Annotated in this window: 27 protein-coding genes and 1 tRNA gene; 16 read left to right on the top strand and 12 right to left on the bottom strand. The window is 72.3% G+C overall.

Annotated elements, in window-relative coordinates; all coding sequences use genetic code 11:
• Positions 1-38 precede the first annotated feature (38 nt).
• Positions 39-1532 (top strand): CoA-acylating methylmalonate-semialdehyde dehydrogenase, encoded by a 1494-nt coding sequence (locus ACFT32_RS05795; protein ID WP_382486203.1) that lies wholly within the window; start codon positions 39-41, stop codon positions 1530-1532.
• A gap of 21 nt (positions 1533-1553) precedes the next feature.
• Complete coding sequence (locus ACFT32_RS05800; protein WP_382486205.1) at positions 1554-2339, top strand: GntR family transcriptional regulator; 786 nt, start codon at positions 1554-1556, stop codon at positions 2337-2339.
• Positions 2340-2349: 10 nt separating this feature from the next.
• On the opposite strand, the gene ACFT32_RS05805 is transcribed toward ACFT32_RS05800, so the two are convergent.
• Positions 2350-3165, bottom strand: coding sequence for a DUF427 domain-containing protein (locus tag ACFT32_RS05805; RefSeq protein ID WP_382486207.1), 816 nt, complete (start codon positions 3163-3165; stop codon positions 2350-2352).
• A gap of 131 nt (positions 3166-3296) precedes the next feature.
• Between ACFT32_RS05805 and ACFT32_RS05810 the strand changes: the two genes are divergently transcribed.
• The gene (locus ACFT32_RS05810) at positions 3297-4631 is read left to right on the top strand and encodes a PP2C family protein-serine/threonine phosphatase (RefSeq protein ID WP_382486209.1); all 1335 of its coding nucleotides are present in this window, start codon (positions 3297-3299) and stop codon (positions 4629-4631) included.
• A gap of 76 nt (positions 4632-4707) precedes the next feature.
• Positions 4708-5706 carry an MASE1 domain-containing protein gene (locus tag ACFT32_RS05815; protein WP_382486211.1) on the top strand — a complete coding sequence of 333 codons (999 nt, stop codon included), beginning with the start codon at positions 4708-4710 and terminating at the stop codon, positions 5704-5706.
• 38 nt (positions 5707-5744) lie between these two features.
• Here the strand turns inward: ACFT32_RS05815 and ACFT32_RS05820 are convergent.
• Positions 5745-5818: transfer RNA gene (locus tag ACFT32_RS05820), tRNA-Pro, on the bottom strand.
• 100 nt (positions 5819-5918) lie between these two features.
• On the opposite strand from ACFT32_RS05820, the gene ACFT32_RS05825 reads away from it, so the two are divergent.
• From ACFT32_RS05825 to ACFT32_RS05835, 3 genes are read left to right on the top strand one after another with little or no spacing between them, the layout of a single operon-like run.
• The gene (locus ACFT32_RS05825; protein WP_382486213.1) at positions 5919-6503 is read left to right on the top strand and encodes a DUF309 domain-containing protein; all 585 of its coding nucleotides are present in this window, start codon (positions 5919-5921) and stop codon (positions 6501-6503) included.
• Positions 6504-6552: 49 nt separating this feature from the next.
• A complete protein-coding gene (cobF, locus tag ACFT32_RS05830) occupies positions 6553-7323 on the top strand; it encodes a precorrin-6A synthase (deacetylating) (RefSeq protein ID WP_382486215.1) in 771 nt (256 codons plus the stop codon).
• Between the two features lie 18 nt (positions 7324-7341).
• Entirely contained in the window at positions 7342-8142 is an 801-nt protein-coding gene (locus ACFT32_RS05835; RefSeq protein ID WP_382486216.1) for an HAD-IIA family hydrolase, read from the top strand.
• Here the strand turns inward: ACFT32_RS05835 and ACFT32_RS05840 are convergent.
• Complete coding sequence (locus ACFT32_RS05840; protein WP_382486218.1) at positions 8128-8901, bottom strand: sulfite exporter TauE/SafE family protein; 774 nt, start codon at positions 8899-8901, stop codon at positions 8128-8130. The two genes, ACFT32_RS05835 and ACFT32_RS05840, sit on opposite strands and share 15 nt — an antisense overlap.
• A gap of 73 nt (positions 8902-8974) precedes the next feature.
• Positions 8975-10162 carry a thiolase family protein gene (locus ACFT32_RS05845; protein WP_382486220.1) on the bottom strand — a complete coding sequence of 396 codons (1188 nt, stop codon included), beginning with the start codon at positions 10160-10162 and terminating at the stop codon, positions 8975-8977.
• A 195-nt stretch (positions 10163-10357) separates the two neighbouring features.
• Here ACFT32_RS05845 and ACFT32_RS05850 point away from each other — a divergent pair, with 195 nt between their 5' ends.
• The 4 genes from ACFT32_RS05850 to ACFT32_RS05865 are packed head-to-tail and all read left to right on the top strand — an operon-like array spanning position 10358 to position 12124.
• On the top strand, positions 10358-10615 hold the full coding sequence (locus ACFT32_RS05850) for a WhiB family transcriptional regulator (RefSeq protein WP_382486222.1): 258 nt from the start codon (positions 10358-10360) through the stop codon (positions 10613-10615).
• Positions 10612-11094, top strand: a complete 483-nt coding sequence (locus tag ACFT32_RS05855; RefSeq protein WP_382486224.1) for a Dps family protein — start codon at positions 10612-10614, stop codon at positions 11092-11094. The genes ACFT32_RS05850 and ACFT32_RS05855 overlap by 4 nt, the downstream gene beginning before the upstream one ends.
• 35 nt (positions 11095-11129) lie before the next feature.
• On the top strand, positions 11130-11474 hold the full coding sequence (locus tag ACFT32_RS05860; RefSeq protein WP_382486225.1) for a DUF3140 domain-containing protein: 345 nt from the start codon (positions 11130-11132) through the stop codon (positions 11472-11474).
• 2 nt (positions 11475-11476) lie between these two features.
• Positions 11477-12124, top strand: coding sequence for an endonuclease (locus tag ACFT32_RS05865; protein WP_382486227.1), 648 nt, complete (start codon positions 11477-11479; stop codon positions 12122-12124).
• 25 nt (positions 12125-12149) lie between these two features.
• Here ACFT32_RS05865 and ACFT32_RS05870 read toward each other — a convergent pair whose 3' ends face one another.
• From ACFT32_RS05870 to ACFT32_RS05905, 8 genes are all read right to left on the bottom strand, one after another.
• Complete coding sequence (locus tag ACFT32_RS05870) at positions 12150-12839, bottom strand: SDR family oxidoreductase (RefSeq protein WP_382486229.1); 690 nt, start codon at positions 12837-12839, stop codon at positions 12150-12152.
• Entirely contained in the window at positions 12836-13717 is an 882-nt protein-coding gene (locus ACFT32_RS05875) for a cupin domain-containing protein (protein ID WP_382486230.1), read from the bottom strand. The genes ACFT32_RS05870 and ACFT32_RS05875 overlap by 4 nt, the downstream gene beginning before the upstream one ends.
• The gene (locus ACFT32_RS05880; RefSeq protein ID WP_382486232.1) at positions 13714-15075 is read right to left on the bottom strand and encodes an amidohydrolase family protein; all 1362 of its coding nucleotides are present in this window, start codon (positions 15073-15075) and stop codon (positions 13714-13716) included. Before ACFT32_RS05880 ends, ACFT32_RS05875 begins: the two co-directional genes overlap by 4 nt.
• A gap of 45 nt (positions 15076-15120) precedes the next feature.
• Positions 15121-16101 carry an alpha-ketoacid dehydrogenase subunit beta gene (locus ACFT32_RS05885; RefSeq protein WP_382486234.1) on the bottom strand — a complete coding sequence of 327 codons (981 nt, stop codon included), beginning with the start codon at positions 16099-16101 and terminating at the stop codon, positions 15121-15123.
• Positions 16089-17066 carry a thiamine pyrophosphate-dependent dehydrogenase E1 component subunit alpha gene (locus ACFT32_RS05890; protein ID WP_382486236.1) on the bottom strand — a complete coding sequence of 326 codons (978 nt, stop codon included), beginning with the start codon at positions 17064-17066 and terminating at the stop codon, positions 16089-16091. The genes ACFT32_RS05885 and ACFT32_RS05890 overlap by 13 nt, the downstream gene beginning before the upstream one ends.
• A complete protein-coding gene (locus ACFT32_RS05895) occupies positions 17066-18403 on the bottom strand; it encodes a M24 family metallopeptidase (RefSeq protein ID WP_382486238.1) in 1338 nt (445 codons plus the stop codon). The genes ACFT32_RS05890 and ACFT32_RS05895 overlap by 1 nt, the downstream gene beginning before the upstream one ends.
• 52 nt (positions 18404-18455) lie before the next feature.
• On the bottom strand, positions 18456-19094 hold the full coding sequence (locus ACFT32_RS05900) for a helix-turn-helix domain-containing protein (protein WP_382486240.1): 639 nt from the start codon (positions 19092-19094) through the stop codon (positions 18456-18458).
• Positions 19095-19178: 84 nt separating this feature from the next.
• On the bottom strand, positions 19179-20363 hold the full coding sequence (locus tag ACFT32_RS05905; protein WP_382486242.1) for a sensor histidine kinase: 1185 nt from the start codon (positions 20361-20363) through the stop codon (positions 19179-19181).
• Positions 20364-20542: 179 nt separating this feature from the next.
• On the opposite strand from ACFT32_RS05905, the gene ACFT32_RS05910 reads away from it, so the two are divergent.
• The 5 genes from ACFT32_RS05910 (at position 20543) to ACFT32_RS05930 (ending at position 25739) form a co-directional block, all read left to right on the top strand.
• Positions 20543-21286, top strand: coding sequence for a response regulator (locus ACFT32_RS05910; RefSeq protein WP_382486244.1), 744 nt, complete (start codon positions 20543-20545; stop codon positions 21284-21286).
• Positions 21287-21396: 110 nt separating this feature from the next.
• Positions 21397-22221, top strand: a complete 825-nt coding sequence (locus ACFT32_RS05915) for a hypothetical protein (protein ID WP_382486246.1) — start codon at positions 21397-21399, stop codon at positions 22219-22221.
• 144 nt (positions 22222-22365) lie between these two features.
• On the top strand, positions 22366-23178 hold the full coding sequence (locus ACFT32_RS05920) for an SAM-dependent methyltransferase (RefSeq protein WP_382486248.1): 813 nt from the start codon (positions 22366-22368) through the stop codon (positions 23176-23178).
• 16 nt (positions 23179-23194) lie between these two features.
• The gene (locus tag ACFT32_RS05925; protein WP_382486250.1) at positions 23195-24598 is read left to right on the top strand and encodes a glutamine synthetase; all 1404 of its coding nucleotides are present in this window, start codon (positions 23195-23197) and stop codon (positions 24596-24598) included.
• Between the two features lies 1 nt (position 24599).
• The gene (locus ACFT32_RS05930; RefSeq protein ID WP_382486252.1) at positions 24600-25739 is read left to right on the top strand and encodes an amidohydrolase family protein; all 1140 of its coding nucleotides are present in this window, start codon (positions 24600-24602) and stop codon (positions 25737-25739) included.
• Positions 25740-25813: the final 74 nt, after the last annotated feature.

Here is a 25813-nt window from a genome sequence, read left to right on the forward strand (position 1 = left end):
CCCCCTGACATCCGGCTCCACGAAAGGCCCCGCACACCATGAAGACCATCACCCACTGGATCGACGGCAAGCCCGTCGAGGGCACCTCCGGCCGCTTCGGCCCCGTCTACGACCCGGCCACCGGCAGCCAGGAGAAGCAGGTCGCCTTCGCGACCGTCGACGAGGTGGACGCCGCCGTCGCCTCCGCCAGGGCCGCCTTCGAGAGCTGGGGCGAGTCCTCCCTGGCCAAGCGCACGGCGATCCTGTTCAAGTACCGCGAGCTGCTGGACGCCCACCGCGACGAGATCGCCGAGCTGATCACCGCCGAGCACGGCAAGGTGCACTCCGACGCGCTCGGCGAGGTCGCGCGCGGCATGGAGATCGTCGAGCTCGCGTGCGGAATCTCCGTCCAGCTCAAGGGCGAGCTGTCCACCCAGGTCTCCACCCGGGTCGACGTGGCCTCGATCCGCCAGCCGCTGGGTGTGGTCGCGGGCATCACACCGTTCAACTTCCCGGCGATGGTGCCGATGTGGATGTTCCCGCTGGCCATCGCCTGCGGCAACACCTTCGTACTGAAGCCGTCCGAGAAGGACCCGTCGGCCTCCTTCAAGCTCGCCGAACTCGCCTCCGAGGCCGGGCTCCCCGACGGCGTCCTGAACATCGTGCAGGGCGACAAGGTCGCGGTGGACCGCATCCTGGAGCACCCGGACATCGAGGCGGTCTCCTTCGTCGGCTCGACCCCGATCGCCAAGTACATCCAGCTGAAGGCCGTCGAGCACGGCAAGCGCGTGCAGGCCCTCGGCGGAGCCAAGAACCACATGCTCGTCCTGCCCGACGCGGACCTGGACCTCGCCGCCGACCAGGCGATCAACGCGGCCTACGGCTCGGCCGGCGAGCGCTGCATGGCCGTGTCGGTCGTGGTCGCGGTCGGCGACATCGGTGACGACCTGGTCGGCAGGATCACCGAGCGGGCGAAGAACCTCCGCATCGGCCCCGGCAACGACCCGGCCTCCGAGATGGGCCCGCTGATCACCCGCGAGCACCGCGACAAGGTCGCCTCGTACGTGGCGAGCGCCGCCGAGCAGGGCGCCGAGGTCGTCGTCGACGGCACCGGCTACTCGGTCGAGGGCCACGAGGAGGGCTTCTTCCTGGGTGTCTCGCTGCTGGACCGGGTGCCGCTGACGGCGGACGCGTACCGGGACGAGATCTTCGGCCCGGTGCTGGCCGTGGTGCGCGCGGAGACGTACGAAGAGGCCATCAAGCTGATCAACGACTCCCGCTGGGGCAACGGCACCGCGATCTTCACCCGGGACGGCGGCGCCGCCCGCCGCTTCCAGCTCGAGGTCAAGGCGGGCATGGTCGGCGTGAACGTACCGATCCCGGTCCCGGTCGGCTACCACTCCTTCGGCGGCTGGAAGGACTCGCTCTTCGGCGACCTGCACATCTACGGCAACGACGGCATCGCCTTCTACACCCAGGGCAAGGTCATCACCACCCGCTGGCCGGACCCGTCCGACGGCGGTATCAACCTCGGCTTCCCGAGCAACTCCTGACACCCGGAGGGGGGTTCATCCATGGCGAAGACCGGTGACCGGGCCCGCACCACGGCCGCCCCTGCGCTCAGCGCACTGGACTTCGCCCTGGACCGGGGCAGTCCCGTGCCGCTGTACCACCAGCTCGCGCAGCAGTTGGAGGCCGCGATCGAGCACGGGGTCCTCACCCCGGGCAACCTCCTGGGCAACGAGGTCGACCTCTCGGTGCGTCTCGGTCTGTCCCGCCCCACCGTCCGCCAGGCCATCCAGTCCCTCGTCGACAAGGGGCTGCTGGTCCGGCGGCGCGGGGTCGGCACCCAGGTGGTGCACAGCCAGGTCAAGCGCCCGCTGGAGCTGAGCAGCCTCTACGACGACCTGGAGGCGGCCGGGCAGGGGCCGACGACCCAGGTCGTGCGCAACGAGGTCGTCCCGGCGTCCTGCGACGTCGCGGCCGCGCTCGGTGTCGCGGAGGGCAGCGAGGTCACCGCCCTGGAACGGCTGCGCAGCACACACGGCCAGCCGGTCGCCCTGCTGTGCAACTACCTGCCGTCCGCCCTGCTGGACCTCGACAGCACCCGGCTGGAGTCGACGGGCCTGTACCGGATGATGCGCTCCGCGGGCATCACCCTGCACAGCGCCCGCCAGACCGTCGGCGCCCGCGCCGCCGACGCGCAGGAGGCCTCGCGCCTGGACGAGCAGGAGGGCGCGGCGCTGCTCACCATGCAGCGCACGGCGTACGACGACACCGGGCGCCCGGTCGAGTACGGGACGCACATCTACCGGGCGTCGCGCTACACGTTCGACTTCCAACTGCTGGTGAGGCCGTGAGGGGACCGGGTCACCTCCTGCGCAGCATCCGGCTGAACGGTGTGTCCGGGCGCTCCAGAGGCTCGTCGTCCAGCGTGATGTCGACGGCCTCGTTGAAGAACGCGACGCGCCCCTGGACCGCGGCCACCGCGGGCAACGGGGCGGCGTAGCTCCAGAGGATGTTGGGCGGCACATCGCCCTCGCCGCGCCAGGACCAGTACTCGGCGGTGCCCTTGTAGGGGCATCCGGTGCTGTGGTCGGTGGTGTCGAACAGGTCGAGGCGGACGTCCTCGCGCGGGAGGTAGTACCGGGTCGGCAGGGAGGTCTCGAAGAGCAGGACGGGGTCCCGGGTGTCGGCGACGACCTGCCCTTCGATCTCCACCCGGACATGGCGGCTGCTCGGCAGCGCGTCCACGCGTTTGTGCGGGTCACGGGGGTGGATGAAGATCTCCTCGTCCTCCTCGTACCAGTGGTCGAGGCCCGTGTCGGTGCGCAGGAACCACTCGAAGGCGATGTGACCGGCCAGGTCGTCGGCGGGGAACGTCCAGGCCGCGTTGGAGCGCACCTCGCCCTCCGCGTCGAGGTCGTAGAAGATCCGGGAGCCGGTGTGCTTGCCGGTGGGCGGGTTCTTCGCCGGGCGGAGCAGGTCGGTGCGGACGTCCGCGCGCGGGAAGACGTACTGCGGCACCGGCAGGTGCGGCTCCCAGACGAGCACGGGGTGCCGGCTGTCGACGACGGTGACGTCGCCCTTGCGGCCGCGCACCCAGCGGTCGCTGGGCTCCCACAGGAGGCCTTCGGGGGTGGTCCTGATCGTCGGGGCGGGAGTGTGGGCCGGGCGAATGGTCATGGCCGGTGCTCCTTCCGGAGGTCCGGGGGTCCGGTTCCTTCCACGGTCCCACGGTCCCGGCGCCCAGGGTCGGGCCGGGCGGACCCGCACTAAGCTGTAGGGACCGCACTTCAGGCCACGAGGCGCTCGTGATGGCAGGAGAGAGGCGAGGGCAGGATCCCAGGCAGCCGCAGCTGCCCGACCTGCATGTGCGCCTGCGTACCGAGCTGAGCCGGATCGACGAGCAGTTGCGCGCCCTGCTGGACGCCATGGACCGGATGCAGGGTCTGCTGGACGCGGTGGTCGCCATCAGCCGGGAGATGGAGCTGACCGCGGTGCTGCACCGCATCGTGACCACCGCCATGGACCTGGTCGGTGCCCAGTACGGCGCGCTGGGCGTGCTCAACGCGTCCGGAGAGCGTCTGGAGGAGTTCATCACCGCCGGTCTGTCCGAGCGCGAACTCGAGGACCTGGCCGACATCGAGCTGCCTCGCGGGCTTGGCGTCCTCGGCCACTTGATCAGCCACCCCGAACCCCATCGGATCGACGACATCCTGGCCCATCCGTCCTCCGTCGGCTTCCCGCCCGGCCATCCGCGGCTGCGGACGCTGCTCGGAGTCGCCATCAGCGTCCGCGGTGAGATCTACGGCGATCTGTACCTCGCCGAGCGGAGTGACGGACAGCCCTTCGACGTCCAGGACGAGAACGTCGTCACCGCCCTGGCCAGCGCCGCCGGCATCGCCATCGAGAACGTCCGCCTCTTCGAGCAGGTGCGGGTCGGAGCCGAGCAGTTCCAGCGGCTCCTGCTGCCCGCCCTGCCCGACCTGCGCCCCTTCAGCGCCGCCGCCGTCTACCGGCCGGCCGCCGAGCCCAGCAAGCTCGGAGGGGACTGGTACGACGCGATCCCGCTGTCCGGCGACATCGTGGCGGTCGTCATCGGTGACGTGGTCGGCCACGATCTGAAGGCGGCGGCCGCCATGGCGTCCACCCGCAACATGCTGCGGGCCCTGCTGTTCGACCGGGGCAGTACGCCCGGCGCGCTCCTGGCCCGGCTCGACCGCACCCTCCAGGCCATCACGGCCAACCCCGTCACCACCACCGCCCTGGCCCGCATCGAACCGGAGGAACCGGGCTGGCGCATCCACTGGAGCACCGCGGGCCATGTCCCGCCCCTGCTGATCACCCCCGACGGGCAAGCGGAGTACCTGACCGCCGAGCCCGGGCTGCCCCTCGGTGTCGACCTGGAGGAACCCCGCCCCGACCACTCCCGGTTCCTCCCCCCGGATGCCACTGTCGTCTTCTTCACCGACGGGCTGATCGAACACCCCGCCCACCCCATCGACGAGAGCCTGGACGAACTCGCCGGGCTCGCCACCGCCCATGCGCACCGGCCTCTGCACGAGTTCGTGCGGGCACTGGCCGATGACCACCCGAGCGACGGTCACGACGACATGGCGGTCCTGGCGGTGCGCACCCCGCCCGCCTGACGTGGCGTGGAGGTTCGGATGGATCCGACGGATGATGGTCGAGGGGATGCCGGGGGTGTCGATGCGGAGGTCCCCGATGAGTGTCGCGCGGCATGCCGGGGCCCGGCGGGGTGCCGCGGTCGCCCTGGAGATCTGCGCCGTTGCCGCGCTGTACTGGGGCTCGGCCGAGATCGGACTGCTCCAGCAGCAGGTACGGGGCCAGGTCACGCCGATGTGGCCGCCGAGCGGTATCGCGCTGGCCAGTCTGCTCCTGCGCGGGCCGCGGATCTGGCCGGGTATCGCGCTCGGGGCGTTCCTGGTCAACATCTCGCTGGGGCCGTCGTTCCTGGCCGTGCTCGCGATCGTGGCGGGCAACACGCTCGCGCCCGTCTGCTCGTACGCCCTGCTCCGCCGTGCCCGGTTCCGCAGGGAGATGAACCGCCTGCGGGACGCCCTCGCCCTGATCTTTCTCGGCGCGTTCACCGGCATGCTGGTCAGCGCCACGGTGGGCACCGGGACGCTCGTCCTCACCGGTGTGCTGGACACCAGCGACTTCTGGCCGACGTGGTCGGTCTGGTGGACCGGCGACGCGGTGGGCGTCCTGGCGGTCACACCGGTCGTGCTCCTTCTCCGCTCGGCGCGATGGCCCAGGGACGCTCCGCCGTACCGGTGGGCGGAGGGGATCCTGCTCCTGGCCGCCACGGTCTGCATCGGCTTCGTCGAGACCAGCACCACGCCGCTGCTGTTCCTCGGCTTCCCGCTGCTGGTCTGGGCGGCCTTCCGCTTCGGGCTGGCCGGGGCCGCGCCCTGCGCCCTCGCCGTGTCCACCTTCGCGATCATCGCGGCCGCGCAGAACGCGGGCCCGTTCGCCGGTCATGACCTCTTCACCAACATGATCACCCTGCAGGCGTTCAACGGCTCTGTCTCGCTGACCGCCCTCCTGCTCGGAGCGGCGGTCAACGAACGCGCCCAGACCGAGCGGGAGATCGCGCTGGCGTGCGGACAGCTCGCCGAGATGGTCACGCGCATCGCCGCCAGCGACCGCCGCCCCGCCCTGGGCCCCGAAATGACGAAGGGCCCCGCCCCACCGAAGTGAAGCAAGGCCCTGCCCGGGGAGAACTCCCGGGCACTCTGTCGGGACGACAGGATTTGAACCTGCGACCCCTTGACCCCCAGTCAAGTGCGCTACCAAGCTGCGCCACGTCCCGATGCGCGCCCACTCGCGGTGAAACCGCGTGATCGCGCGAACAGCACCTTACCCCACACCCCAGGCCGCGCCGAAAACGGCCCGGGCGGGACAATCGGCGTATGGGCAGCACAGACAGCAGGGGAAGCGCGGGAGACACCGGAGACACCGGAGACACGGGGAGCACCTCCGCGGAGCGGTGGGGCGACGCCCGGGACCGCGACAGCGAGGGGCGGGCACGCAACGCCCGGCCCCGGGACGGTCTCGGGCGGCCCCTGCCGTACGGCGCGGACGGCGTGGCCCGGCAGCCCGAGGGCGTGGTCCGCACGCCGGAGGAGACCGTCGCCGAGGCACAGCGGCTGCTGGACGAGGGCAAGCCGTTCCACGCGCACGAGGTCTTCGAGGACGCCTGGAAGTCGGGCCCCGACGCGGAGCGGGAGCTGTGGCGCGGTCTCGCCCAGCTCGCCGTGGGCCTCACCCACGCCGCCCGCGGCAACCTCACGGGCGGGGCACGGCTGCTGCGACGCGGCGCGGGCGCGACCGAGACCTGGGCCTCCGGCTCCGGGCAGCCGCTGCCGCACGGCATCGACCTCGAGGCCGTCGCCGCCTGGGCCCGGGAACTGGCCCAGGACGTCGAACGCGACGGCCGCGCGGTGGACGCGGGGGCACGGGCGCCCCGGCTACGGGGAGCGGGGGCGGGGCGCTGAGCCGGAGCGCGGTGCGGGTGCCGGCACAGGTGTGCGGCAGACTCGGGGTGTGCGAAGGATTCATGTCATCGGTATCGGCGCGGGCGACCCCGAGCAGCTGACCCTGCAGGCGGTCAGGGCGCTGCGGAGCACCGACGTGTTCTTCGTCCTGGACAAGGGCGAGGTGAAGGCGGACCTCACCCGGCTGCGCCGGGACATGCTCGACACGCACCTCCCGCAGGGGACGTACCGGGTCGTCGAGGCGCGTGACCCGGAGCGGGACCGGACCGCCGACGGCGCGGCCTACTCCCCCGCCGTCGGGGACTGGCGCAGCGCCCGCGCCGGCATCTACGAGCGGCTGATCGCGGAGGAACTCGGCGAGGAGGAGACCGGCGCGTTCCTGGTGTGGGGAGACCCTTCGCTGTACGACAGCACGCTGGGGATCCTGGAGGAGGTGCTGGAGCGGGACGCGGTGGCGTTCGAGTACGACGTGATCCCCGGGGTCAGCAGCGTGTCGGCGCTCGTCGCCCGGCATCGGACAGGGCTCAACCGCATCGCACGGCCCGTGCAGATCACCACCGGGCGGCGGCTCGCCGAGGGCTTCCCGGAGGGCGTGGACGACGTGGTGGTGATGCTCGACGCCCACCAGACCTTCCGGCGGTACGCACAGGAGGACGTCGACATCTACTGGGGCGCCTATATCGGCACTCCGGACGAGATCCTCGTCTCCGGCCCGATCGCCGAGGCCGCGCCCCGCATCGAGCGGTTGCGTGCCGAGGCCCGTGAGCGCAAGGGCTGGATCATGGACACATATCTACTGCGCAGGCGCCCCCGGGACTGACCCGGCTATCGTCCGGACATGGAGTCCGTGCGTGCCGTGCTCATCGACATCGACGGGGTGCTCACCGTGTCGTGGCGGCCCTTGCCCGGGGCCGTGGAGGCGTTGCGGGAGATCAGGGAAGCCGGGCTCGCCGTGCTGCTGGTCACGAACACGACCTCCCGTACCCGGGCCTCGATCGCCGGGACACTGGCGGACGCGGGGTTCCCGGTGTCCGCCGAGGACATCCTGACCGCCCCCGCGGCCACCGCCGCATATCTCGCCGAGCACTGTCCCGGCGCCCGGTGCGCTCTGCTGAACAGCGGCGACATCGAGGAGGACCTCGACGGTGTGACCCTCGTGGACGCGGCGGACACCGGGACCGTGCCGGACGTCGTGCTGGTCGGCGGGGCCGGTCCCGAGTTCGGCTGGGCGGCGCTCGACAAGGCCTTCGGGCAGCTCCAGCGCGGGGCCCGGCTGGTGGCGATGCACCGCAACCTGTACTGGCGTACGGACGAGGGGCTGCGGCTGGACGCCGGTGCGTTCCTGGCCGGTCTCGAGCAGGCCGCCCGGGTGGAGGCCGAGATCACCGGCAAGCCGGCGCGGGCGTTCTTCGAGGCGGCGCTCGCCCGGGTGGGCGCCGGTGCGGGCGAGGCCGTGATGGTGGGCGACGACGTGGAGTCCGACGTGCTCGCGGCGCAGCGGGCCGGTGTCACCGGGGTCCTCGTGCGGACCGGCAAGTTCCAGCCGGAGGCGCTCCGGGCCGCCGACGGCACGCCCGACCATGTGATCGACTCCTTCGCGGACCTGCCCGGACTGCTGCGGGGGTCAGCGCAGCAGTAGTTGCAGGCCGCCCACGACGGTCGCCGCGATGACCAGCTGCTCGAACAGCCGCTGGTTGATCTTGTTCACCGCCCACTTGCCGAAGAGCGCACCGGGCACGACGAACACCACGAGTGCCAGGTCCAGGAGCAGCGAGCGGCCGTCGATCAGGCCGAGACCGGCGCTGAAGGGCAGCTTGGAGACGTTGACGATCAGGAAGAAGAAGGCCGACGTGCCGAGGAAGCCGAGCTTGCGGAAGCCCGCGGAGAGCAGGTACATCGACATCACCGGGCCGCCCGCGTTGGCGACCATGGTGGTGAAGCCGCCGAGCACGCCGTAGGAGCGGGCTTTGACCCGGCCCGCCCGGCTGGTGACCGAGTCCGGCTGCTGCTCCGCGTCCGCCGTACGCCGTCGCCACACCGTCACGGCCGCCATCAGCAGCAGGATCGCGCCGATCGAGGTCCTTACGATCGCGTCGTCCGCCCACATCAGGAACACCGTGCCGACGACGACGCCCGCGGCGACCGCCGGGAACAGCCGCCACAGGGTGGGCCAGTGGGCGTGCCGCCGGTAGGTGGCGACGGCCAGCAGGTCCCCGGCGATCAGGACCGGCAGCAGGACACCGGTGGAGGCGCGGGCGGGCAGCACCGCGGCGAAGATGGCGAGGCTGACCGTATTGGCCCCGCTCACGGCGGTCTTCGAGAAACCGACGAGGAGGGCCGCGAAGGCGAGTGCGGCGAACTCCCAGCCGGTGATGTTCCAGAGCGTCATCGTGTTCATGCGAACACTGATGCTATGTGCATCGAACGGGGCGCCGCAGTGCCGTCTCGCCTGGTGGTTGCGGGCCCCGGTACTACGCCCGTTCGACGAGAAGCGCGCCCCCCTGACCGACCCCCACACACATCGTCGCCAGCCCCCGCCCCGCCCCCGTACGGCGCATCCGGTGGAGCAGCGTCGTCAGGATGCGGGCGCCCGAGCAGCCCAGGGGGTGGCCGAGGGCGATGGCGCCGCCGCTCGGGTTGACCAGGCCGGGGTCGATGCCGAGCTGGTCCACGCAGGCCAGGGCCTGGGCCGCGAAGGCCTCGTTGAACTCGGCCTCCTCCAGGTCGCCTACGCTCCAGCCGGCGCGGGCCAGGGCCTTGCGGGTGGCGGGGACCGGGCCGATGCCCATGACGTCGGGGTGGACACCGGCGGAGGCGCCGGCGACGTAGCGGCCCAGGGACTCAAGGCCCAGCTCGGTCAGGGCCTCCTCGCTGACCAGGAGGAGACCGGCGGCGCCGTCGTTCATCGGGGAGGCGTTGCCCGCGGTGACCGTGCCGCCGTCCCGGAAGACCGGCTTCAGCCGGGACAGCTTCTCGTACGAGGTGTCCTCGCGGACGCACTCGTCGGTGTCGACGACCACGCCGTCGGGGCGTTCCACGGGCAGGAGTTCGTCGTCGAAGTGGCCGTCCTTGCGGGCGAGGGCGGCGCGTTGGTGGCTGCGCAGGGCGAATTCGTCCTGGCGTTCGCGCCCGATGCCGTACCGCGCGGCGACCTCCTCCGCCGTCTCGCCCATGGACAGCAGGCCGTGCAGGTCCCGCATCGCGGGGTTGACCAGGCGCCAGCCGAGGCGGGTGTCGACGGTCTCGATGCGATGGGGCAGGGCCTCGTCGGGGCGGGGCAGGACGAAGGGAGCGCGGCTCATCGACTCGGAGCCGCCCGCGATCACGATGTCGGCCTCACCGGCGGCGATGGCGCGGGCGGCCGTGGTCACGGCCTCCAGGCCCGACGCGCAGAGCCGGTTGACCGTCGCCCCGGGGACGGACTCGGGGAGGCCGGCGAGCAGGGCTGCCATGCGGGCGACGTTGCGGTTGTCCTCGCCGGCCTGGTTGGCGGCGCCCCAGTAGACGTCGTCGACACGGGCCGGGTCCAGCGCGGGCACGTCGCCGGTCAGCGCCCGGATCACGGTCGCGGCGAGGTCGTCGGGCCGTACCGGGGAGAGGGATCCCCTGAGCTTGCCGATGGGGGTGCGGCGGGCGGCCGCGAAGTGGACGGGACGCACGAGAGGCTCCTCACACCGCACATTAATTAGCACTGCTAGTTTCGGACTATAGACCCTCGTCCCGCCGCCTGTGAAGATTCCAAGGCCACACGGTTCGGGGCGGGCGTCGCCGCAGGTAGGCACAGCATCTCCGGGCCGGTCGAGAGGCGTCACGGGTCGCGTTTGCACCAGTGCGCCCGGGGCACCCGCGCGGTCATGGAGTGGTTGCGGAACGCCGCCTGCGTGGACGAGGACCCCGAGTTGTTCTTTCCCGTGGGCACGGCGGGTCCGGCCCTGCGGGACGTCGCGGCCGCGAAGCGGATCTGCGCGCGCTGCCCGGTGACCGGCCAGTGTCTGAGCTTCGCGCTGGGCAGCGGCCAGGCCTCGGGCGTGTGGGGCGGGACCTGCGAGGAGGAGCGTGACGCACTGCTCCGGACCACGAGGAACGACGCGAGAAGGAGAAGCGCCCTATGACGGCCGTGAGGAGCACACTGCCCGACGAGGCCCGCCGGGTCTCCTGCGAGGCACTCCAGGACACCCTGGTCGACCTGCTCGGACTCTCGCTGATCGGCAAGCAGGCGCACTGGAACATCGTCGGACCGCGCTTCCGGTCCATCCACCTCCAGCTCGACGAGGTGGTGACGGCCGCGCGGAACTTCGCCGACACGGTCGCGGAGCGGTCCGCTGCGCTGGGTGTGCCGCCGGACGGCCGGCCGGAGACCATCGCCAAGACGTTCACGCTGCCCGCGCCCCAGGAGGGCTGGGTGCGTGACTCGGACGCCGTGCGGGTGATGGTGGAGTCCCTCCAGGACGCCGTCGGCCGGCTGCGCGAGCGCATCGACGCGACCGAGAAGGCGGACCTGGTCACGCAGGACCTGCTGATCAGCATCACCGCGGAGCTGGAGAAGCAGCGGTGGATGTTCGACGCCGAGAACTTCCCCCGCGAGGGCTGACCGGCGCGCGCACGAACGTATGAAAGGGGCACCCGATGACCGACGCCCTTGAACTCGACGCGCTGTGGGAGGACTTCCACCGCGTGGTGAACATGACCTCGCAGGAACTCGCGGCCTGGCTGCGGATGCGGGACGCCGACGAGGACGCGGAGCCGCTGCCCGACCAGGCGGGGAGCGAGACCGGACAGCATGTCCTGGCGATCCTCCAGAAGCGGCGCACCGACCTGACCGAGGACGATCTGCGGGTGATGCGGAACGTCGTGGACAGGGTCACCTCCCAGGTGGACCTGGAGAACGAACCGCTGCCGGAGGTGACGGCCGAGGACACGCGCCGCCGGCACCGGCTGATGACGGTCGGCCACGATCCGCTGAAGGCGTAGTCATGAGCCGCCAGGAGCGCGTCGTACGCGAACTCCTCGGCGCGCACGGCCGGACGTACGCGGACGAGGCGGGCATCCGGCTGAAGGACACCCCGCAGCCGCTGTACCGGCTGCTGGTGCTGTCCCATCTGCTCAGTGCCCGTATCCGCGGCTCGATCGCGCTGGCCACCGCCCGTGCCCTGCACGAGGCGGGGCTGCGCGATCCGCGCCGCATGGCCGAGGCCGACTGGCAGGAGCGGGTCGACGCGCTCGGGCGGGGCGGCTACCGGCGCTACGACGAGCGCACGGCCACCCAGCTGGGCGACGCGGCCGAGCTGCTGAACGAGCGGTGGGGCGGCGATCTGCGGCGACTGCGCCGGGAGGCGGACGGCAAGGTGTCCGAACTGCGCCACCTCCTGCGAGAGTTCCCCGGAATGGGACCGGCCGGAACCGACATCTTCCTGCGCGAGGCGCAGGGCGTCTGGCCCGAGGCGGCGCCCTACCTGGACGGCAAGGCCCTCCAGGGCGCCGAGCGGCTGAAGCTGCCGAAGGATCCGGAGCGCCTCGCCGAACTGGCCGGAAAGACCGACCCGGCCGTCCTCGCCGCCGCGCTGGTGCGGGCGGCGGTGGACAAGGAGATCGCCGAGGACACCCTGCGGCGGGCCGGGTGACCCGCCAGGTCCCCGGCCCGGAACCTCACCCCAGCAGCCAGCCTCCGTCCACGCTCAGTTCGACCGCGTTGACCGAACGGTTGCGCAGCAGGAAGTCGACCGCGTCCACCACGTCCGCCATCGTGGCGAGGCGGCCCGTCGGTGTCTCGGTGCGCAGCGTGGTGAGGACCTTCTCCGGTTTGGACTGCCAGTACGGGCTGTCGCCGACGACACCCGGATGCACGGAGTTGACCCGGACCGGGGCGAGTTCCACGGCCAGGGAGTTCATCAGGCCGCGCACACCCGCGTTGACGGTCGCCACCGTCGTCGCGCCCGGATAGGGGCGTTCCTTGGCCTGCCCGCCGAACAGCACGATGGCGCTGTCGTCGTGCAGCCGGGTGCGCAGCGTGTGCACGACCTCGGTGTAGCCGACGAGTTTCAGGGTGACCAGCCGCAGGGCGGCGTCGATGTCGTACTCGGTCACCTTGTTGTCGTCCCGGGAGACACCCGCGATCACCAGATGGTCGACGCGCCCCACCTCGGCAAGCGACGCCGCGACCTCCAGTGGTCGAGCCAGGTCGAGGGCGAGGCCCCGGGCACCGAACTCCTTGGCGAGCGTGTCGGCGCGGTGGGCGTCGCGGCCGGTCAGGACCACGTCGTCCCCGCACTCGGCCCGGGTCCGGGCGAACTCGAGGCCGATACCCGACGTGCCTCCGACGACAAGGACACTGCTCATGACTCCTCCTCAAGCGCCTGGCGCAGGTAGTCCCAGTCCCGCGTGAACCGGTAGGAGTGTCGCGACGGCGGCTGCGGCGCCTGGGTCTCCAGCCACCTCAGGGGCCCCTGCCCGGCGTTGACGAACCCATGCACACAACCGGCGCCCGCCCACGCGAGGTCCCCGGGTTCCAGCCGGTACCGCTCGCCGTCGAGGGTGGCCTCCGCCACGCCCTCGAGGATCAGATACGTCTCCTCGAAGGGGTGGTCGTGCGTGCCGATGACGCCGTCGGACGCGTACCGCACCATGAACATCGTCGAGGCGACCGCGCCAAGGTCGCCGTCGACCATCATCTTCACGGTGATGCCGCTGTAGACCAGCAGCGCGGTCCGCATGCTCGCCGTCACGGCCAGCAGGTCCTGGGACTGTTTGGCGGGATCCATCTGGTCGGGCTCGAAGTGCCCGAAGGTCCGGGTGCGCGGGTCGCGGACATCGATGGGGACGGGGTCGCGGGCGGGCAGCTCCGGCACCGCCTGGGTGTCGTGCCCGTAGCGCGCCCGCGGCACGGGGGCCAGCATGTCCGCCCACCGCCCGCCGGTGTTCCCGGCCCCGCGCCAGGCGTGCGGGACGCCGGTCGGCAGGAGGCCGTAGTCGCCCTCCCGCAGGAGGTACGCCCCCTCGGGCACGTCCAGGATCACGGCCCCGTCGAGGATGTGGAAGGTCTCCTCGTACGAGTGCACATGGGCGGGCACACGGCCGTCCGGCCGCAGTTCGCAGAGGCCGAAGCCGGTGTGCACACTGCCGTCGTCCTCGCCGACCAGCGTCCGCCGCCGGTGGCCGTGGCCGTCGTACGGCGGATCGGGCCGGTCGGCGGCGCGGCGCACCAGGTGGTTCGTCATGCCGTGGCCCTCTCCCCCTTCGCCTCCTTCGCCGCGAGGAGCCGGTCGCGGGACTCCTCGACGAGCCGGCGGGCCCGCCCGGTGTCGGCGAGCAGCCTCCCGTCGCGCTTGTGGATCACGCCGTCGACCAGGACGGTGTCCACGTTGGACACGTCCGCGCACAGAGTGACCGCGGCTGCCGCGTCGTGCACGGGGGAGACGTTCGGCGCGGTGGCGTCGATCGCGACGATGTCGGCGCGCTTGCCGGGCGTCAGGGAGCCGGTTCGGTCCTCGAGACCGGCGACGTGGGCGCCGTTGAGGGTGGCGATCTCCAGCATCTGACGTGCTGTCAGCATGGTGCTGGGCACCGGCATGTTGGCCTGCCAGCAGTCGGCGTTGACACGGGCGCGTTCGGCGCCGAAGGCGGCCCGGATCTGGGTGAACATGTCGCCGGGCACGGTGGTGACGACATCGATGCTGAGCGAGGGGCGCAGCCCGTGCTCGATCGCCTGCATCACGGGCGGCCAGCCGTGCCCCATCTGGAGCTCCACCTGCGGGGCGACGGACACCGTGCCGCCGCTGTCGGCGACCATCCGCCACTCCTCCTCGCTGAAGTAGCAGCAGTGGACGTAGGTGGTGTCCGGGCCGAGGAGGCCCATGCCGTGCAGCTGCTTGACCATGCCGAAGCGGCCGGCGAGGCGCCCCATGGCGACGTGCACGGTGATCGGGATGCCCAGCTCGCGCGCCAGGGCCCACTCGGCGGCGACGACCTCGTTGACGCAGAAGCCGGGTCCGCGGGTGGCGAGGCCCATGGTCAGCAGGCCGTCGTCGGAGGCGAAGTGCGTCGACCGGATCCTGCGGACGTCGTCCGCCGGGATCGCGATCTTGCTCTCGAACCAGTACTCGGCGAGGGACGTGTTGGCGCTGCCGTACGCGTACTGCGCCCGGATGCCGGATTCCTTCAGGCCCTGGATCGCGGCGTCCGGGTGCTCGGGGGTGTTGTTGATGTGGGACCAGTCGACGAGCGTGGTGATGCCGGCGTTGAGGCATTCGAGCGTGCCCGCGAGGTTGCCGGCGTAGACGTCCTCCGGGGTGTAGAGGGGTGCGAAGCTGTCGAGGACGTCGACGAAGTAGTCGTCGAGGGTGGCGTCGGGCGCGACGCCCCGGATCGGGGCCTCCCAGGTGTGGCGGTGGGTGTCGACGAAACCGGGGATGACGATTCGGCCGGTCATGTCGAGGACCTCGGCGTCGGCGCTGATCTCGGGCCGCACGGCCGCGATCCTGCCGTCCTCGACGAGGACGTCCCCCTGGGGCAGGTCCCCGATGTCGGGGTCCATCGAGATCACGTGACCGGCGCGCAGCAGTGTCCTTGTGGTCATCGCGCTTCCTCCCATGGGCTGTTCGGTACGGGGCCGGCGGGCAGCTCAGTAGGCGGCGAGTCTTCGGACCGCCGTGACGACCTTGTCGACGGTGGGGATGACCTGCTCCTCCAGCGCGTCGGCGAACGGCAGCGGGACGCACTCCCCCGCCACCCGCCGCACGGGCGCGTCCAGCAGGCCGAATCCCTCGTCGGCGACGACCGAGACGACGGTGGCGCCCCAGCCGCCCTGGTACGGGTTCTCCTCCACGGTGACGAGTCGCGAGGTTCTGCCGAGAGAGGCGAGGACGGTCGCGGTGTCCAGCGGGACCAGCGAGCGCAGGTCGATCACCTCCGCCTCGATCCCCTCCCCCGACAGCACGTCGGCGGCCCGCAGGGCCAGCGGCACCATCGAGGCCAGCGCGACGAGCGTGACGTCCGCGCCCTCGCGCACGACGGCGGCCCGCCCCAGCTCGACGAGGTGACCGGGCGGTGGCGGGGCGCCCTTGGAGGCCAGGAGGGCCTTGTGCTCGAAGAAGACCACGGGGTCGTCGCTGCGGATCGCCGCCGCCAGCATGCCGATGACGTCGGCGGGCGTCGCCGGTGCCGCGATCTTCAGGCCGGGGACGGTCAGCGCCCAGTTCTCGGTGGCCTGGGAGTGCTGGGCCCCGAAGCCGAGTCCGCCGCCGTTGGCGGTGCGCACGACGAGCGGCACGGTCACCTGCCCGCCGGTCATGTAGCGGACCTTGGGGATCTCGTTGGCGAGGTAGTCCCAGCAGCAGGCCAGGAAGTCGGAGAACATGATCTCCGCGACGGGCCGCATCCCGGTCATGGCGGCGCCCATCGCCGCGCCCACGATGGCCTGTTCGGAGATGGGCGTGTCCCACACCCGCTCGGGCCCGAACTCCTTGTGCAGCCCGACGGTCGTCTTGAACACCCCGCCGGCCGCGCCGATGTCCTCCCCGAGGCACACCACCGACGCGTCCCGGCGCATCTCGCGTGCGATGCCCTCGGCGACGGCGTCCCGGTAGGTGATCACGTCCGCCATGCGGCACCCCCGTCGGCCCATACGTCGGTCAGTGCCTCCCGCGGGTCGGGCGGCGGCGCGGCCTTCGCCGCCTCGACGGCCCGCTCGACGACGGCCCCGGCCCGCTCGTCGGCCTCCGCGACCGCCTCCGCCCCGATGCCCAGCTCGGCGAGCCGTCCCCGGGCGAGGTCCAACGGGTCGTGCTTCAGCCACCGTTCGACCTCCTCGGCCGGGCGGTAGGTCGCCGGGTCGGAGCGGCTGTGCCCGAAGTGCCGGTAGGTCTCCGCCTCCAGCACGGCGGGCCCGTCTCCGGCCCGGGCCCGCCCCGCGAGCCGCCCCACCGCCTCCGCCACGGCCACCACGTCGTTGCCGTCGACGACCTCGCCCGGGATGCCGTACGCGGGGGCCCGGTCGGCGGCCGGCCGGGGCACCGCCGTGACGTCGGCGATCGGCGTGTACTCCATGTACAGGTTGTTCTCGCACACGAACAGCACGGGCAGTTTCCACACGGCGGCCAGGTTGAGCGACTCGTGGAAGGCGCCGATGTTGGTGGCGCCGTCGCCGAAGAAGGCGACCGCGAGCTGCTCGGTCCCCCGCAGCCGGGCCGACCAGGCCGCGCCGACCGCCATGGGGAGGTGGGATCCGACGATGGCGTACGAGCCGAGCATGCCGGTGGCCGCCTTGGTCAGGTGCATGGAGCCGCCCTTGGCCCGGCACAGCCCGGTCGCCCGGCTCATCAGCTCGGCCAGACACTCCTCGGGGGTGGCGCCCCGGGCGAGGGCATGGTGGTGGCCTCTATAGGTGGCGAACACATAGTCGTCGGGGCGCAGGGCGGCACTCGCGCCCACGGCGATCGCCTCCTGCCCGGCGGCGAGGTGGGTGGTGCCCTTCACCAGGCCTTGCAGGAACAGGTCGTGGGCGGCCTTCTCCGTACGGCGGATGACGGCCATCCGCTCGTAGGCGGCGAGGAGTCCGGCCGGTTCCATCAGCCCGCCCCGTCGCCACGGGAGGTGTTGAGATGGGACTGCGCCTCACGGCGGGTGTTCAGCTCGCCGCCCACCGTCCAGTACTTCCGCCCGGCCACCAGCAGCTCCTCGGCGGGGAACTTGGTGATCACCTCGCAGCCGTCGGCGGTGACGACCAGTTCCTCCTCGATGCGGGCGGCGGACCAGCCGTCGGCGGCCGGCCAGTAGGTCTCCAGGGCGAACACCATGCCCTCCTCGAGGACTTCGGGGTGGTCGAGGGAGACCAGACGGCTGAAGATCGGCTTCTCCCAGATCGACAGGCCGACGCCATGGCCGTACTGCAGGGCGAAGGCGGCGGTCTCGTCGGCGAAGCCGAACTCCTCGGCGCGCGGCCAGACCCGGACGATGTCGGCGGTGGTCGCGCCGGGCCGGACGAGCGCGATCGCCTGGTCCATGTACTCCCGGCAGCGCACATAGGCGTCCCGTTGCGCGCGGGAGGCGCTGCCCACGGCGAAGGTGCGGTAGTAGCAGGTGCGGTAGCCGAGGTGGCTGTGCAGAATGTCGAAGAAGGCAGGATCTCCGGGGCGGATCAGGCGGTCGCTGTAGACATGCGGATGCGGTGAACAGCGCTCGCCCGAGATGGCGTTGACGCCCTCGACGTACTCGCTGCCGAGGTCGTAGAGGACCTTGCTGACGACCCCGACGCACTCGTTCTCGCGGACACCCGGGCGCAGGTAGCCGTACAGCTCCTCGTACGCCGCGTCCACCATGGCGCAGGCCTGGGTGAGCAGGGCGATCTCGTCACCGGTCTTGATCCGGCGGGCCTCCAGGAAGACCTGCTGTCCGTCGACGACGTCGATGCCCTCGGCCCGCAGTGCGGCCAGGACCGGCATCTCGGCGACGTCGACGCCGAGCGGTTCGTTCGCCAGCCCGTGTTCCCGCAGCTCGGCGGCGATCTTGGCGGCGACGTCCTCGGCGATCCCGGCATCCGGGTGGAAGGCGCCGCGCAGGGTGGAGATGCCGGCGCGGGCGCCGGTGGGCGGGCCGCCCTTGCCGTCGCTGTAGTCCAGCCACGGGTTGTACAGCTGGTGGTGGCGGGCGGCGGAGCCGAAGTCCCAGACGACCGGTTCGCCGTCGCGCACCAGCAGGGCGAAGCGGATCAGCTTGTCCATCGCCCAGGTGCCGATGTGGGTGGCCGTCATGTAGCGGATGTTGGCGAAGTCGAAGCTGAGCACCGCGCCCAGCGCGGACCGGTTCAGGGACTCGTGCAGCCGGGCCAGCCGCTGCCCGCGCAGCCGGTCCAGGTCGATGCGCTCTTCCCAGTCGACGGCGTTGGGGCCGTATGTGCGGATCGCCATGGCGACCACCCCCACTTCGGAGTGAACGCCCGGGTGACAGGAGTGTCAAGTGTCACTGAACATCGCCGGACACGAACCAGACGCCCACAGCGGGTACCTCTCCATCGTTGCGGTAACGGTGGGGAGTCGTCGACTCGAAGCAGACGGCGTCGCCCGGGCGCACCGTGTACTCGTCGAAACCGAGGGTGAGGATCAGCTCGCCGGAGGTCAGATAGCCGTACTCGGTACCCCCGTGCCGCATCAGTCCGCCGGAGCCCGCGGAGGAGCCGCCGGGCCGGTAGGTCACCAGCAGGAAGTCGACGTCCGCGCCCGGCACCCGCCCGAGGCGCTCCCACACGACCCCCGAGTCCAGTTCCAGCGTCTCGCGCTCACCCGCGCCGGCCAGCGGGCCGATACGCCGGCCCGGGTCGGCGGCGAAGGCCGCGAGGGCGTGCGGGAGGGATCCGGGCGTGCTCGCACCCACCACGGGCGACGAGGCCCGTGCGTCGAAGAGGGACTCCACGGAGATCCCGAGGGCCGTCGTGATCGCGTACAGCGTGCTGACCGACGGCTGGCTCTTGCCGGTCTCGATCTGCGACACGAGACTCGCCGACACGCCGACCTCCCTGGCCAGGGCGCGCAGGCTCGTGCCGCGCTCCTGGCGGGCCTGCCGGATACGCGCGCCGACGGGCGGCACGACGGCGGGTGACACGGGCGGCTCCTCTCGCGCTCGGCGGGTGTACAGCTTCATTGAACAGCGCGCGGGAGCCGGGAAGCCAGGTGCGGAGCGGCTCGCTCACGGCTCCCCCGCCGGGAACACCGCCCGCACCTGCCAGCCCGCGCCCGCTTCCCCGGCCGGGCCCCCGCGCGGCCCGGCGCGCAGTTCGCCGCCCAGCGCGGTCACCCGTTCCGTCAGGCCGACCAGGCCGAAGCCGCCGCCGTGGGCGGCCTCCGGGAGCTGGGTGCCGCCATGGCCGTCGTCCGTCACCGTGACCTCCAGCCGGTCGCCCGGGCAGGCCAGCCGGACGGTGACCCGTGTGGCGTCGGCCGCGTGGCGCCGTACGTTGGTCAGCGCCTCCTGGACGACCCGGAAGGCCGCCGCCTGCACCTCGTGCGGCAGGTCGTCGGAGACGGCCGGGTCACGGTGCAGGACGGACTTCTGGACCGGGCTCGCGAAGCGTGCGACCAGGTCGGAGATGCCGGCCAGATCGCCGACGGGGCGGCGGTCGGCGGCCTCGGGACCGGTGTCCCGCAGCACGCCGACCGTGCGCCGCATGGAGGCCAGCGCCTCCGTCGCGGCGCGCTCGATACCGGCCAGGACGGGGTCCAGGTCCTCCTGCGGCCGCCGGTCGGCCATCATGCGGGCCACCTGCGTCTGCACGAGGATCCCGGTGACGTGGTGGGCGACGAAGTCGTGCAGGTCGGCGGCGATCGCGACGCGTTCGGCGCGGCGGGTCTCGCTGACCGCGACGGTGCGCCGATAGTCCAGGGAGCGCAGATACGCGGCGAGTCCGGCGGTGAGCCCGATCAGGATCAGCCCGATCACGGCGAACGCCAGCATTTCGTCCTGCAACGACCGGAAGTACCGCACCGGCAACAGCAGCAGGGCCGCCCCGTCGAGCGCACCGCACAGCAGGGCCCACGGCCACGGGCAGTGGCGTACGGCGATGAACAGCAGGCTCAGCAGGATCACGACCTCGCCCGGCCCGAACGGCACCTCCGCCCGGTCCGTCAGCAGCACGGCCGTCGTGAAGAGCACGGAGAGCAGGGCGGGCCCGGCGGTGCGCAGCTGCGGGGTGAGCCACGGCGGCCGCCGCTCGACCGGCCACAGCACCGCGGCCAACCCGGCGAGGAGCACCGCCGCCGGCAGCCAGAGGCCACCGCCGAAGCCGCCGGCGATCAGCAGGTCGTAGACCGCGGCCGCCACGAGGAACCCGACGCCGAAGCCCCGCGCGCAGCCCCGGGGGGAGGTGGATCTCATGCGGATCACGGTAGGCGAGGCCCCCACGCGGCGGGATCGGCCGAACGGCCGAGGGCCGGTCCCCGGACCCGGCCGTTCGGCGGAGGCGGGCGCCCGGGACCGCGGGCGAGGATGGAGCCGCTCCGGCCGCTACCACCTGAGGCCCCTGCCCGGCCCCCACCCTGAGGCATGATCGACCCATGACGACCCCCGTCCCACCGGGCCCCGGCGTCCCCGCCGCCGGCCGCTCCGGCGCTCCCATCCGGGTGCTCATCGCGGACGACCAGGACATGGTCCGCACCGGATTCCGCTTCTTCCTCGACGCCCAGCCGGACATCACCGTGGTCGCCGAGGCCCGGGACGGCGAGGAGGCCCTGGCGCTGGCCCGCCGTGAGCGGCCGGACGTGTGTCTGCTGGACATCCGGATGCCGAAGCTGGACGGCCTGGAGGCGACCCGGCTGCTGGCCGGACCGGATGTCGCCGATCCCCTGCGGGTGGTCGTGGTCACGACCTTCGATCTCGACGAGTACGTGTACGGCGCGCTGCGCGGCGGCGCCTGCGGCTTCCTGCTCAAGGACTCCGGGCCGACCCTGCTCGCGGAGGCCGTCCGTGCCGCCGCCGCGGGCGACTCGCTGGTCTCCCCTTCGGTCACGGTCCGGCTGCTCAGGCACATCACCGCGGCTCCGGCCGCCGACAGCGCGCCGCGGCCGGTTTCCCCGGCCCCCGCGGCCCCGCTCAGGGAGCCCTTGACCGAGCGCGAACTGGACGTGGTCCGCCTGGTCGCCCTCGGCCGCACCAACGCCGAGATCGCGGCCGAACTGTATGTCTCCCTCTCCACGGTCAAGACGCACCTGTCCAGCGTCCAGCTCAAACTGGCCGCCCGGAACCGCGTCGAGATCGCGGCCTGGGCCTGGCAGAACGGGCACGCGCAGGCCGGGGCGTGAGGCGTCCGCGCTTCGGGACGCGCTCACCCGATCAGTCCGGTGCCGCTGGTGGGCCGTCGGTGCCGGTGATGCGCTGAGGACACGCGTCACGTTCTCAGGAGGCACTCTTGATGACCCGTCGTCCGTCCCCGCTCGCCCGCGTTCTCTCCTCCGCCCTGGCGGCAGGCGCCCTGCTGACCACCGCCGCCTGCTCGGACGACGGCGACGGCGACGGTTCGCGGGCGTCGGGCGTCACCGCGACACAGGTCGCCGGGAAGCAGCAGACCCCCTCGCCCACCGCCACCCTCACCGAGGACGGCGCCCAGGCCGCGCTGATCACCGAAGCCGACATCGAGGACGACTGGACCCAGGTCAAGGACACGGAGGCCGAGAACTGGAACGACAGTCTGGTCATCGGCACGGTCGACGTCTCCGACTTCCTCACCGCCAAGACCGACGCGGCCGACTGCCAGCGCCTCATGAACTCCCTCTTCGACGACGATCTGCTGGGCAGGCCGTCGGGAGCGAACGCGCTGCGCGGCTTCCAGCAGGGCGACTCACGCCTGCTGTACCAGGTCGCCTCCTACGACCGGACCGACCCGCAGGACTCCCTGAACTGGATGGCGACCCTGCCGGAGAAGTGCGACCAGTTCAGCGTCACCGAGGACGGCGAACAGCGCACCGCCCAGGTCATCGAGACCTCGCTGCCGAAGGTGGGCGACGCCCGTGAGGGCCTGCGGGTGACGGTGCGGGGCACGACCGGGGGCGCGGAGGCCACGCTGACGCTGACCGTGGCGGCCGTACGGGTCGGCAACGACGCCATCACCGTCACGGCGGGCGGGCTCGACGGGGACGAGCAGGACTCCGCCGAACAGGCGGTGAAGATCGGCACCCAGAATCTGAAGGACGTGCTGGCCGGCAAGACGCCCTCTCCGGACCCCAGCGAGGTCGAGTAAGGCCCGCCGACCTCTCCTGCACGCCGACCGCCCCGCCGACCGCCTCCCCGCCTCTGCCGATTCCCGGGACAGCGTGATCACCGGAGCGGCACAATGGCGGCGATGGCCGGTTCTCCGGCCGCTCGTGCGAGGAGAGGAAGAGACGTGAGTGAGAGCCACACCCCGCCGAGCGGCTCGGCGCGGCTGAACACCGGTGTGGCGCACAACGCGCGCGTGTGGAACTACTGGATCGGCGGCAAGGACAACTACGAGGTCGACCAGCAGGTCGGCGAGCACGTCGCCGGCATGTTCCCGATCATCCGGGACATCGCCCGGGCGGACCGGGAGTTCCTGGGCCGGGCCGTGTCGTACCTGGCCGGCGAGCGCGGAGTGCGGCAGTTCCTCGACATCGGCACGGGGCTGCCGACGGCGGACAACACCCACGAGATCGCCCAGCGGATCGCGCCCGACTCACGGATCGTCTACGTCGACAACGACCCGATCGTGCTGGCGCACGCCCGCACCCTGCTGACGGGCACCCGGGACGGCGTCACCGCCTACCTCGACGCCGATGTGCACGACCCGGACGCCATCGTCGAACGGGCTCGGAACACCCTCGACTTCACCCGGCCAGTCGCCGTCATGATGCTGGGCATCCTCAACTTCGTGCTGGACACCGAGCAGGCCCGGGACATCGTGCGCCGCGTGATGGCCGCGGTCCCCTCCGGCAGCTTCCTGGTCCTCACCCACCCCACCTTCGACGACGAGCTCGGCGGCGCGGGCCAGATCCCGGCCATGAAGTTCTGGAACGAGAACGCCACTCCCCCGATCACCGCCCGCGGCGGCACGGACATCGCCGCGTTCTTCGGGGGCCTCGAGCTGCTCGAACCGGGCATGGTGTCGTGCGGGCAGTGGCATGCCGAGGCCGGCTCGGGCGTGCTGGTACCGCAGTTCGGCGCGGTGGCCGTGAAGCCCTGACCAGAGGAAGAGGCGTATGACGACCCTTGCCGATCCCGTGCCCGGCGGCCGCCCCGGCGACGTCGAGCGGGCCACCGCGCTGAGCGGCGAGCTCTCCGGCCGGGGCGTGCACGGCGTCGTGCTGGCCTACGTCGACACCGCGGGCATCGGCCGGGTGAAGACCGTCCCGACGGCCCGGCTCGCCTCCGCCGCGGCCTGGGGCGTCGGCATGTCCCCGGTGTTCGACACGTTCCTGGCGAACGACTCCATCGTCACCACCGACGTCCTCGGCTCCCCCGACGGCGACCTGCGCCTCTACCCCGACCTCGACCAGCTGGTGGTGCTGGCCGGGCAGCCCGGCTGGGCATGGGCGCCCGTCGACCGGATCACCCAGGACGGGGAGCTGCATCCCGGCTGCACGCGCACGTTCCTGCGCCGGGTCGTCACCGAGGCGGCAGAGCGCCACGGCCTCGCCTTCCGGGCGGCCATCGAGATCGAGTGGACCGTGGCCCGGGGCGACGCGCCCGGCGACACCTTCGTGCCCGCGACGACCGGACCGGCCTACGGGGCCGCCCGGCAGGTCGAGCTCGGCGACTACACCGCCGATCTGCTGGCGGCCTGCGCGGCGCAGGGCATCGACGTGGAACAGGTCCATCCCGAGTACGCGGCCGGGCAGTTCGAGATCTCGGTGGGTGCCGTCGATCCGGTGGCGGCGGCCGACCGCAGCGTGCTGGTGCGGCAGACCGTCCGCGCGGTGGCCCAGCGGCACGGGTTCCGGGTCTCCTTCGCGCCGGCCGTCGTGGGCCAGGGCGTCGGAAACGGCGGCCATGTCCACCTCTCCGCCTGGCGTGACGGCGTGAGTCTGCACTCCGGGGGCGAGGGCCGGTACGGCATGACGGCCGAGGCGGAGTCGTTCACGGCCGGCCTCCTCGCCCATCTGCCCGGCCTCACGGCCGTGACCGCCCCGAGCCCGGCGAGCTATCTGCGGCTCAGGCCCTCCCAGTGGGCAGGGGTGTTCACCGCCTGGGGCCGCGAGACACGGGAGACCGCACTGCGCGTCATCACGGGCACCGCGGGCCTGCGCGACCAGGCGGCCAACCTGGAGATCAAACCCGTCGACCTGGCCGCCAACCCCTACCTCGCCATCGGCTCCCTGATCGCCGCCGGACTGGACGGCCTGTCCTCGTCGGCCGCCCTGCCCGGGGAGATCACCGGGGACCCGGCACGGCTGGCGGAGGCGGACGCGGCGGCCCGTGGCGTGCGGCGGCTGCCGGTCACGCTGCAGGAGGCCGTCGAGGCGTTCCGCGAGGACGAGGCGCTGCGCGCGGCACTGGGACCGGTCCTGGCCGACGCGGTGATCGCCGTACGGCGGGGCGAACTGGCGTCCGTGGCCGGGCTGGACGACGACCAGGTGGCGACGGCGTACCGCTGGAAGTACTGACGTGGGCGCGGTCCGCGAGACGCTCGACGCCCTGAGGCTGGTCGACCACCACTGCCACGGCACCGTCACCGCAGACCTCGACCGCGCGGCCTTCGAGTCGCTCATCACGGAGGGCGACGTCTGGCCGGGCGTCTCACCCTTCGACAGCCCCGTGGGCGTGGCCGTGCGCCGCCACTGCGCTCCCCTGCTGGACCTGCCCCGGCACGCTCCCGCCGAGGAGTACCTCGCCCGGCGCTCCGAACTGGGCCGGCACGAGGTGCAGCGGCGCTTCCTTCGCGCCTCGGGCACGGACGTCCTCTGCGTGGACACCGGCCTCGACCCCGACAGCCTCACCACCCCGCCCCAACTCGCCGACGCCGCGGGCGGGTCCGCGTACGAGGTCGTGCGGCTGGAGAGCGTCGCCGAGTCGGTGCGGGCCGCGGGGGTCGAGGCGGACGCGTACGCGGACGCCTTCCGCGCGGCCGCGCTCGACGCCGTACGGCGGCCCGGGGTGGTGGCCGTGAAGTCGGTGGCGGCCTACCGCACCGGCTTCGACCTGGACCCGGCCCGCCCCTCGGACCCGGAGGTCACCGAGGCGGCCCGGCGCTGGTCGGCCCGCGGCGGCCGGCTGGCCGATCCGGTCCTCGTACGGCACCTGCTGTGGACCGCCGTCGACCTGGGCCTGCCGCTCCAGCTCCACACCGGGTTCGGCGACAACGACATCCGGCTGCACCGGGCCGACCCCAGCCGGCTCACGGACTGGCTGCACCTGACCGCCGGGACGATTCCCGTCCTGCTGCTGCACTGCTGGCCCTACCAGCGGCAGGCCGCCTACCTCGCGGCGGTCTTCGAGCAGGTGTACCTCGACGTCGGTCTCACCCTGCACTACGTCGGCCCCGCCCGGGCCGGTGCGGTCCTCGCGGAGGCCCTGGAGATCACACCGTTCCGCAAACTGCTGTACAGCTCCGACGCGTACGGTGTGGCCGAGTTCTTCCACCTCGGGGCGCTCGCCTTCCGGCAAGGGCTTTCGGGGCTGCTCCAGGAGCGGGTGGACGCCGACGAACTGTCCCTGCCGGACGCGCTGCGGATCGCGCGGTGGGCCGGGCGGGACAACGCCCTGCGGGTCTACCGGCTGCCGGACGACGTGCCGGGAGGGGATTAGGACGGCGTGGGGCCGGTCACAGTTCCCCTGGAGCGGCTATCCAGGAAGTCCGAACGGCTGAAAGTATGATCAAG

The organism is Streptomyces sp. NPDC057002 (assembly GCF_042673825.1).
In the GTDB taxonomy this organism is placed as follows: domain Bacteria; phylum Actinomycetota; class Actinomycetes; order Streptomycetales; family Streptomycetaceae; genus Streptomyces.

What these genes read in the sequence shown, in the direction of transcription:
- ACFT32_RS05805 (WP_382486207.1), bottom strand. Translation starts at nt 3,165, where the DNA reads ATGACCATTCGCCCGGCCCACACTCCCGCCCCGACGATCAGGACCACC.
- ACFT32_RS05850 (WP_382486222.1), top strand. Translation starts at nt 10,358, where the DNA reads ATGGAGTGGTTGCGGAACGCCGCCTGCGTGGACGAGGACCCCGAGTTG.
- ACFT32_RS05925 (WP_382486250.1), top strand. Translation starts at nt 23,195, where the DNA reads ATGACGACCCTTGCCGATCCCGTGCCCGGCGGCCGCCCCGGCGACGTC.
- ACFT32_RS05865 (WP_382486227.1), top strand. Translation starts at nt 11,477, where the DNA reads ATGAGCCGCCAGGAGCGCGTCGTACGCGAACTCCTCGGCGCGCACGGC.
- ACFT32_RS05885 (WP_382486234.1), bottom strand. Translation starts at nt 16,101, where the DNA reads ATGGCGGACGTGATCACCTACCGGGACGCCGTCGCCGAGGGCATCGCA.
- ACFT32_RS05795 (WP_382486203.1), top strand. Translation starts at nt 39, where the DNA reads ATGAAGACCATCACCCACTGGATCGACGGCAAGCCCGTCGAGGGCACC.
- ACFT32_RS05800 (WP_382486205.1), top strand. Translation starts at nt 1,554, where the DNA reads ATGGCGAAGACCGGTGACCGGGCCCGCACCACGGCCGCCCCTGCGCTC.
- ACFT32_RS05810 (WP_382486209.1), top strand. Translation starts at nt 3,297, where the DNA reads ATGGCAGGAGAGAGGCGAGGGCAGGATCCCAGGCAGCCGCAGCTGCCC.
- ACFT32_RS05890 (WP_382486236.1), bottom strand. Translation starts at nt 17,066, where the DNA reads ATGGAACCGGCCGGACTCCTCGCCGCCTACGAGCGGATGGCCGTCATC.
- ACFT32_RS05835 (WP_382486216.1), top strand. Translation starts at nt 7,342, where the DNA reads ATGGAGTCCGTGCGTGCCGTGCTCATCGACATCGACGGGGTGCTCACC.
- ACFT32_RS05905 (WP_382486242.1), bottom strand. Translation starts at nt 20,363, where the DNA reads ATGAGATCCACCTCCCCCCGGGGCTGCGCGCGGGGCTTCGGCGTCGGG.
- ACFT32_RS05840 (WP_382486218.1), bottom strand. Translation starts at nt 8,901, where the DNA reads ATGAACACGATGACGCTCTGGAACATCACCGGCTGGGAGTTCGCCGCA.
- ACFT32_RS05875 (WP_382486230.1), bottom strand. Translation starts at nt 13,717, where the DNA reads ATGACGAACCACCTGGTGCGCCGCGCCGCCGACCGGCCCGATCCGCCG.
- ACFT32_RS05860 (WP_382486225.1), top strand. Translation starts at nt 11,130, where the DNA reads ATGACCGACGCCCTTGAACTCGACGCGCTGTGGGAGGACTTCCACCGC.
- ACFT32_RS05815 (WP_382486211.1), top strand. Translation starts at nt 4,708, where the DNA reads ATGAGTGTCGCGCGGCATGCCGGGGCCCGGCGGGGTGCCGCGGTCGCC.
- ACFT32_RS05880 (WP_382486232.1), bottom strand. Translation starts at nt 15,075, where the DNA reads ATGACCACAAGGACACTGCTGCGCGCCGGTCACGTGATCTCGATGGAC.
- ACFT32_RS05910 (WP_382486244.1), top strand. Translation starts at nt 20,543, where the DNA reads ATGACGACCCCCGTCCCACCGGGCCCCGGCGTCCCCGCCGCCGGCCGC.
- ACFT32_RS05915 (WP_382486246.1), top strand. Translation starts at nt 21,397, where the DNA reads ATGACCCGTCGTCCGTCCCCGCTCGCCCGCGTTCTCTCCTCCGCCCTG.
- ACFT32_RS05895 (WP_382486238.1), bottom strand. Translation starts at nt 18,403, where the DNA reads ATGGCGATCCGCACATACGGCCCCAACGCCGTCGACTGGGAAGAGCGC.
- ACFT32_RS05825 (WP_382486213.1), top strand. Translation starts at nt 5,919, where the DNA reads ATGGGCAGCACAGACAGCAGGGGAAGCGCGGGAGACACCGGAGACACC.
- ACFT32_RS05870 (WP_382486229.1), bottom strand. Translation starts at nt 12,839, where the DNA reads ATGAGCAGTGTCCTTGTCGTCGGAGGCACGTCGGGTATCGGCCTCGAG.
- ACFT32_RS05855 (WP_382486224.1), top strand. Translation starts at nt 10,612, where the DNA reads ATGACGGCCGTGAGGAGCACACTGCCCGACGAGGCCCGCCGGGTCTCC.